The sequence below is a fragment of the Streptomyces sp. NPDC051207 genome, assembly GCF_040682395.1.
GTDB lineage: Bacteria > Actinomycetota > Actinomycetes > Streptomycetales > Streptomycetaceae > Streptomyces.
This window is the reverse complement of the sequence record NZ_JBFBAX010000069.1, coordinates 1-4,219: the sequence shown is the minus strand read 5'-3', so window position 1 is coordinate 4,219 and position 4,219 is coordinate 1. Positions and strand designations below refer to the sequence as shown.

Annotated in this window: 5 protein-coding genes; 2 read left to right on the top strand and 3 right to left on the bottom strand. The window is 68.7% G+C overall.

The features are described from left to right. Window positions 1-70 precede the first annotated feature (70 nt). Window positions 71-388, bottom strand: coding sequence for a hypothetical protein (locus AB0M97_RS30625; RefSeq protein ID WP_365964239.1), 318 nt, complete (start codon window positions 386-388; stop codon window positions 71-73). Between the two features lie 428 nt (window positions 389-816). On the opposite strand from AB0M97_RS30625, the gene AB0M97_RS30620 reads away from it, so the two are divergent. Continuing rightward, window positions 817-990 (top strand): hypothetical protein, encoded by a 174-nt coding sequence (locus AB0M97_RS30620; RefSeq protein ID WP_365964238.1) that lies wholly within the window; start codon window positions 817-819, stop codon window positions 988-990. A gap of 756 nt (window positions 991-1,746) precedes the next feature. Here the strand turns inward: AB0M97_RS30620 and AB0M97_RS30615 are convergent. Further along, the gene (locus AB0M97_RS30615; RefSeq protein WP_365964237.1) at window positions 1,747-2,706 is read right to left on the bottom strand and encodes a DUF5937 family protein; all 960 of its coding nucleotides are present in this window, start codon (window positions 2,704-2,706) and stop codon (window positions 1,747-1,749) included. Between the two features lie 68 nt (window positions 2,707-2,774). On the opposite strand from AB0M97_RS30615, the gene AB0M97_RS30610 reads away from it, so the two are divergent. After that, complete coding sequence (locus tag AB0M97_RS30610; protein WP_365964236.1) at window positions 2,775-3,626, top strand: alpha/beta hydrolase; 852 nt, start codon at window positions 2,775-2,777, stop codon at window positions 3,624-3,626. A gap of 17 nt (window positions 3,627-3,643) precedes the next feature. Here AB0M97_RS30610 and AB0M97_RS30605 read toward each other — a convergent pair whose 3' ends face one another. Next, window positions 3,644-3,937 (bottom strand): hypothetical protein, encoded by a 294-nt coding sequence (locus AB0M97_RS30605; protein ID WP_365964235.1) that lies wholly within the window; start codon window positions 3,935-3,937, stop codon window positions 3,644-3,646. Window positions 3,938-4,219 lie beyond the last annotated feature (282 nt).

The following is a 4,219-nucleotide window of genomic DNA, read 5'->3' as shown; positions in this document are numbered from 1 at the left end:
TACGAGCGCAAGCCCGAGCACTTCCTCGCCTTCGCTGCCATCTCAGCCACCCTCATATGCCACCGTAGACTCACCAACTGAAATGGCCTCTAAGGTGGATCACGTCGTGGCAGTTCGGGCACTCAGTCCCAGTGTCCGGTCGGATCCCGTCGTCGCAGCGCCGGTCCGAACATGCCTGTCGCTGTACGAGGCCCCGCCGGATCAGCCACCCGTACGGAGCAGTGACCAGGGCCTCGCCGCCGGTCTCCTCCAGCCGGTCGGTGAGTCGGTTGGCCAGTAGCCGCGGTGCGGCCTCTGGCTGCATCAGCAGGCCCGCCAGTCGGGTCAGCTCCGCCTTCGTGGCGGCCTCGACCTGGTTTTGCTGCCAGCCGGACAGTCGCTCCCGCATTCCTGAGACTGGCCCCAGGGCCACCCGCAGACGAAGATCAGGCGGAAGGCCCACCCCTCGCCGCTGTCGCGCCTTGTCCCAGCCCACGGCCTTTGGTCGGCCAGCGGCTCCAGCACCGGTAGCAAGCTGCCCATCCTGCTCAATCACCGGGGACTTCTTCGGCTTTGCCCCGCGCAGCGGGCCGTCCTGCGCCACCGGCGATCCGCCCGCAGCAACGGCGGTCGTGCCGTTGCTGCGGGCTGTCCTCGCGCACGCACGCGCGGTCCAGCAGATCCCGGACCCACCACGGCCTTCACCGGAAAAGTCACAAGAGAGAGCGGAGGAATAGGCGGCTTTCCTTGCCTTTACAGGCTCGGCTGACCTCCGCCGCCCCGCCTCACGGTCCGACCCGGGCCACCCAAGACCCGCCCAGCCATCCCGGCCGGGCGGTGCAGATCTGGGCCCTGTTCCCCGAGGCCCGCCCCGGTGCCCCACCCGGCGACCTTCCGGCCGCGCCCGCCCACGCCGCCGTCGGACTCCCCACCGACGAGGCGTACATGGCGCGGGTCTACGACCTGGTCCGCAGGCAGGAAGCCCTCCAGTATCTCCGCGCACAGTACTAGCAGGTGGCCCTCACCCCGGTTGACGGCCAGATCATGACGCCGGCGCCCACGCACCTGCTGCCGCGCCCCGCTCCGGCCGCGCCGCAGCGGGGCGGTGCTGGCGTTCGTGTGTGGAAGTACAGCGCCATCGCCCTGTCGACCGGCGGCGGAATCGCGCTCGCCGGAGTCGGCGTCGATGCTGCCGCTCCGACCCTCGCGCAGCTGCCCGCCATCCTCACCACGACCGGTCAGGCCGTGATGAGCATGGCCGGCCTGTTCGTGCTGATCTTCCTCGCGCTCGCCGTACGCGGAGCCTCGCGCGGCAGCGGCGGGGCGGCACCACGGTCAACATCCGCAAGGCGGTCTTCCGGCGCAACAATTTCCACGGATGAGCCGGGCTGCCTGCCCCGCCCCCGCCTCGCCCCGCCCGTTCCTGGGCGCCGGGGACGGGACAGGCCGCCCGGCCGGCACCACCACCGTCTCAACAAGGAGCAGCCTCACCTTGGCACCCAACGACCCGACCCTGGGCGCCGACAACGACCGGACGAAGTCGACGTCGGCGAAGAAGGAGTCCCGCCTGCCGAAGCCCGCACCTGGTGGAACGAGGCGTGGGAAGAGGGCGGCACCCTCTACACGCTGTGGGAGGACGTCCGGCGCGCACCTGACGCCGGGTGGCACGGCAAGGCGGTGCTTCTCCAGACTTCGACGTGTCTCATGAGACACGGAGTCGGGCCGTTCGGTGCTGCTTGTGCTGTCTGGGCGTTGTGCCCAGTGCAGTTAGGGAGCCGAGGTGCCCAGCAGGTTGGTCGCCCGTTCCGTGCGCAGGTGGAGAGCGGTGCGGCCCGTGCGCTGTGTCGACACCAGGCCAGCCCCGCGCAGCGCCCCCAGGTGTTGCGAGACTGCGCTGGGGGTGATGCCAAGGTGGCTGGCTAGGGCAGTTGTCGTCAGGGGTTCGGCCAGAGCTGTGAGCAGGGCTGTCCTCGTGCGGCCCAGGACCGGGGAGAGGCCCGCCGGCGTTGGCGGGGGCGCCTCCCAGAGCAGCCCGATCCCCACAGCCGGATAGCGGATCGACGCAGCCGTGACCGGTGACTTGTCGACGCCGACGTTCGGCCAATTGAAGACACTGGGCAGCAGGACCAGACCGTGCTGGCCGGTGTCCACCGTGTAGATCGCGTGCGGGGTGCGTCGGCCGTGCACGACGAGCTGGTCGCCGTCCCAGGCGAGATCCCGGTGCAGCTCGGTGAACAGTGCCTGCGCCCCGCCGTCCACCAAAGTGAGCGCGCGCCTGCCGATGTCGGCTTCCAGCACTGCGCGCATCCGGCCCCAGTGCGGGGCGATCAGCAACTCGTGGCAGCGGTGGAGCGCTTCCACCAGCCGCGGCAGCAGCGCCGTTGGCTCGGGGGTCTCCTCGCGGCCCAGAACCGCGCTGTACTCTCGCCGGAAGAAGGCCTCTTCCGTTGCCCGCAGCAGGCCCAGCTCCGTGGCCATGGACGGCAGCCGCTCCTGCGGCACCGGGAACAGGAACGACGGCATTGGCCCGGCGATCAGCGCCTGTAGCAGCGGCAGCTCATGCTCGCCCGCCAGCAGCGGCCGCGCCCTGAGCACCCACGGCTGATGCACCGCATGCCCGCCCGTGCCCAGCAGGATCCGCAGTGCCAGCACCGTCTCGCCCAGAGGCGAGACGGCGAATCGCACCTTCGCGACCGACGCCGCGGTGAATCTGATCTCGACCGCCATCCGTCCTCATCATGTAGCTGTAGCTAAACGATAGGCCGACGGCCTTCGCCACCTCCAGGGTGCCTGGCATGGAATTCTTCACCTCATACGACGGAACTGAGCTCGCCTACCACGTGGTTGGGGATGGCCCTGCCGTAATCTGCCTGCCTGGGGGACCGATGCAGGCCTCCGCCTATCTCGGCGCCCTCGGTGGCCTGTCCGCGCACCATCAGCTGATCATGCTGGACCTTCGGGGCACCGGTCAGTCGGCGCAACCGAAGAACCCCGGCACTTTCCGCTGTGACCAGCTCGTCGATGACGTGGAAGCCCTGCGCGAGCACCTCGGCCTCGACCGGATGGACCTGCTCGCGCATTCGGCCGGCGCGAATCTGGCGCTGCTGTACTTGAGTCGCCACCCGGAAAACGTTGAGAGGCTCCTGCTCATCACGCCGAGCGTCATGGCTGTCGGCGTGACGATCACGGGTGATGATCGACTCCGGATTGCGCGACTCCGTAGGGACGAGCCATGGTTCTCAGCCGCATTTGCGGCTCTGGAGACGATCGTCGCGGGGAAGGCGACCGCTGACTCCTGGCAGGCCATCGCGCCGTTCTACTACGGCCGCTGGGACGAGGCAGCTCGGGCCCATCGGGCCGCCGAGGATGGGCAGAAGAACACGGAAGCCGCGAAGATCTTTGCTGCCGACGGTGCCTTCGATCCGGACACCACCCGCAGGGCACTTGCACGGTTCAGGTCGCCAGTTCTTCTACTCGCCGGGGAGGTCGATCTGGCAGCACCTCCCGGCGCGATGGCCGAGCTCGCCGAACTCTTCCCGCATGCCGAGCTCGTCATTCAACCCAGGACCGGGCACTTCCCTTGGCTCGACGATGCAGAACAGTTTGTGACGAGGACCGTAGCGTTTCTGGCAGAAGCCACCGCCTGACGCCGTCCCCTCAGCCGCTAAAGAATTCTGGTGCGGTCCACTCGGAAGGGAAATACTGCCAAACGGCTGGTGCAGTGTTCGCGTGGAGAAGCGTTCTCCGCGAGGAGCGTCATGATGGCGGTCGCCGCGGCGTCTACCTGGTCCTGGAGTGTGCGGCACTCCTCGCGATCTGGATGCTCGGCCCGGCGCGTGATGAGAATGCGCAGCTTGCCGGCGAGCGCGGCAGGCACCCTCGAGTCGGCGCCGTAGACGGCGGGCAGCAGGCGGGTCCAGCCGGTCAGTGCCTGGGCGAAAGTCGGGCTCCGGCTCACCGAGCGAGGCCTTCACCGCGTGGGGAAGGTGGGCATCGACGTGCCGGCAGAACAGGGTGATGGCCTGGCGATACAAAGCCGCGGCGGTCGCCGACAGCGTCGCGGAGGCGGCTTTCTCCACCCACTCATCCGCCAGCTCGCCCGCGAGGCGTGAATAGGCGAAATCAGCTGGATCGAGCGAGGGGCTTTAGAGGCCATTTCAGTTGGTGTGATCTTGCGGCAGTCTGGGGCGATGACTGCTGCGCTTGTCGAGCGGATGGCGCCGGAGGACCTGTGGGAGCT